This window comes from Proteus sp. G2669, assembly GCF_009915245.1.
Taxonomy (GTDB): Bacteria; Pseudomonadota; Gammaproteobacteria; order Enterobacterales; family Enterobacteriaceae; genus Proteus.
Map to the genome: position 1 here is coordinate 1 of NZ_JAABLX010000001.1, position 2,648 is coordinate 2,648.

A 2,648-nucleotide genomic window follows, 5' to 3' on the forward strand; every position below is an offset into this window, starting at 1 on the left:
AAATAGACAGGACATTCTCCCCTCCTGAAAATGGTAGAACAGTAAAAATTACCGTCGACGTACTCGATGTCGCTGAGCTTTCACCAATGAAGGTTATGTATCGTTCAAACCTTTGCCGAAAAACATATAATAATAATGAAGTACCTACATATACTGTTTCTGGTTTTAATAGTGAAATGGTTTTGTTAGAAAAAGAAGGTAATAGTTCATTATATAGTGCAGTAATCCCTTATAGAGGAGGTGGGAAATGTGATTGGCAATTAAGTAACATTACTTTAAATCTAAATTTAAAAAACAATGAATATTTTTCTAATAGTATCATTGATGTAGTAGGTGCTGGAGTTATTATTATATTTGATAATAATCAGCCTCAAAGAATAGGCGAAAAACCTATTAATAAAGAAGGTGATTTTTATATTTCTTCTCATTATTTTCCTTGGGTCAATAAACAATATGAAAATGATAAAGGAAATATTTTGTGGCTATATGGAGAAAAACTATATTTTTATTATAAATCACGTGGTGCTAAAGAAATTACTTGGAGGCCAATTATACATACTGATGTGACCGTTTATTCTGAATATCCTGCAGAGCGTAAAACAAAAGGTATCCAACGAACATTTTATTACTCTGATAGTACAAAAGAAGTTAATAATGAGTCAAAACCAAATTATAAAAAGTTATTATCTCTAATTCAATCATGATTCTATAAATTAAAATGTTGAAAACATGCGTAGCACAATTCAAGGACGAAAAATCATTTTAAAAAATGATACTACCAATACTAAAGGAACCGTATTAAGCGGTTCTTTATTGATAATTAATATAGATTGATATCCCGATGGAACAAAAACATAAACTCAGTGATCATTGTGAATCACTATTACAAACAGAAACACCAAAAATGACTCAATATCAAGCTGGTGCGCTTGATTTTGTGGAAAAAATAGATAATTTACGATTAGTCATACGCCATGCTTTTTCTAATGGCAGGACTATGTTAGCGATCCCTTTTGTTATCGGTTTACTTTGGGCTTTTAGCTATGGTGTTAAAACAATTTATATTGATCCTTGGAAAAATACAGAATCTCTTTTCCTTAGAATATTAGATAAGAAAGATAATAAGAATAATATATTTATATTACCCCAGCATAGGGATAATGATGAATTAGAAAAAAAATATATTCAGAATGGAAAACTTTCTTTTATAAATTATTGGGACTATTATTACTATAGCAATTCATTTATAAGAGAGAAAAGCATTATTTTAGATTTGTTTTTACTATTAGCTCCATTATTATGTTCTTTACCAATGATCTATTTTGGTTTTATTGCTAGAAATAGACCTTATCTAATATGCGATCGAGAAAAACAATTATTTTATACTTGGGACATGAAAATGAATGTTTATGTTGCTAAGTATTCTCAAATTAATTTTGCAGATATGAAACCAACATTAGCACTTATTTTATATCGAGTTGATGAAAATAATAAGTTGATAGAACATAAATATTATCCAAACTTAACGGTGTTTAGTTTTTTAGGAGGTGGAAGTAGTAATGATAAAGCATGGGGATTAGGATATATTACCAAATATTTATTTTATGGATTAGCTCCTTTGATTGAAGGCAAGTACACAAGAAAAAAATATTCTATTTTTAGAGAAGCGCCTATTCCCAAAGATCTTGATAAACAAATAGAACAACAAGTTGTTCTGGTTGATAAAGAGCTGCCACCTTGTAAAGAAATCGAAGATAAATTATCGGAAGCAATTAAGCATTCTATTTAGATTTTTTAGCTAAGTTTACTGTTAATAGTTTATAAAAGGATATATAAACATGTGTAGCACAATTCAAGGACGAAAAATTATTTTAAAAAATGATACCACTAATACCAAAGGAACCGTATTAAGCGGTTCTTTACTAGCAAAGCAAACTCATGAAATTGCCTGTTTAGGCGATGAAGTTTATTGCCCTGCTTGTCAGCAAAAAGGCAAAATTATTGAGGGAGATACCATGATGAAAATAAGCAATATTCCCGTCGCATTAGAAGGGCATAAAGTGCAATGCGGCTGTTTAACGGGTTGTATATTGGTGGCTATTGAGTAATTAATCATTTTTATGGAAAGATAATGGCAAGTTTATTTAGTGGTACAAATCATCCTCATAAGATAGAAATGAATCTTTTTAAGGCAGATAATGATAATTATAACTCAAGTGTTAAGTTAAAAGACTTTGATTTTTTAAATGAGTTAACTGAAGATAAATGTGAAATTGATTCTCCTAATAGAAATATTATCAAGAATATGGCTATTCCTATTTTTATTGTGCTTTTTTTTAGTCTTATTTATTTATTACATGATAAATATGAAAAAATTTATTATGGGAAGAGGGGGTTTATTGATGATGTTATTTTGGTTGAGAATAAATATAATAAGAATAACTTAGAATTAAGTGAAGATTGGGTAATTGTATTTAATAAATACAAGCCATATTTTAACCAAAAAATTACTTATTGGGATTACTTAAAAGCGTATTATTCTGGTAACTTTTATCAAGTAACTAAAAATGCTATTTATCAAGAGCTTGCGTTATTTTCTATGCCATTAATTGGAATGATATTAATGGGGCTAATTATTTTTTATATGC

General features: G+C 28.7%; 3 protein-coding genes and 1 pseudogene. All 4 read left to right on the forward strand.

What is annotated here, in order from left to right:
- A partial coding sequence (locus GWI68_RS00005; protein WP_166539019.1) for a hypothetical protein occupies window positions 1-704 on the forward strand: 704 nt, incomplete at its 5' end.
- Between the two features lie 137 nt (window positions 705-841).
- Window positions 842-1,789 (forward strand): hypothetical protein, encoded by a 948-nt coding sequence (locus GWI68_RS00010; RefSeq protein WP_166539020.1) that lies wholly within the window; start codon window positions 842-844, stop codon window positions 1,787-1,789.
- 49 nt (window positions 1,790-1,838) lie between these two features.
- The gene (locus GWI68_RS00015; RefSeq protein ID WP_166539021.1) at window positions 1,839-2,108 is read left to right on the forward strand and encodes a PAAR domain-containing protein; all 270 of its coding nucleotides are present in this window, start codon (window positions 1,839-1,841) and stop codon (window positions 2,106-2,108) included.
- 23 nt (window positions 2,109-2,131) lie between these two features.
- A pseudogene (locus GWI68_RS00020) lies at window positions 2,132-2,648 on the forward strand (hypothetical protein); the annotation flags it as partial.

What these genes read in the sequence shown, in the direction of transcription:
- GWI68_RS00010 (WP_166539020.1), top strand. Translation starts at nt 842, where the DNA reads ATGGAACAAAAACATAAACTCAGTGATCATTGTGAATCACTATTACAA.
- GWI68_RS00015 (WP_166539021.1), top strand. Translation starts at nt 1,839, where the DNA reads ATGTGTAGCACAATTCAAGGACGAAAAATTATTTTAAAAAATGATACC.